The organism is Autumnicola edwardsiae (assembly GCF_031846505.1).
GTDB lineage: Bacteria > Bacteroidota > Bacteroidia > Flavobacteriales > Flavobacteriaceae > Autumnicola > Autumnicola edwardsiae.
In genome coordinates, this window is sequence record NZ_JAVRHP010000363.1 from 1 (window position 1) to 234 (window position 234).

General features: G+C 40.6%; 1 protein-coding gene. It reads left to right on the plus strand.

The features are described 5' to 3' along the window. On the plus strand, positions 1-234 hold a 234-nt coding region (locus tag RM529_RS18000; RefSeq protein ID WP_311486096.1), incomplete at both ends, for a hypothetical protein.

The following is a 234-nucleotide window of genomic DNA, read 5'->3' on the forward strand; positions in this document are numbered from 1 at the left end:
TTGGAACACCTCAGCTTTATACAAAAAACCAGGTCGACAGCCTGATCGTAACCAGAAGCGGGTCTGAAGGCAGTATTCAGAACTTAAGCCTGGAAGGAGAAGAATTAAAAATTTCCGGAGGTAACACTATTTCATTTGAAAAATGGGACACAGACAGTACTGACGATTTTTCCGGAAGCTTTCTTGATCTCTCAGACAAACCGGAACTTTTCAGTGGAAATTTTGAAGATTTAC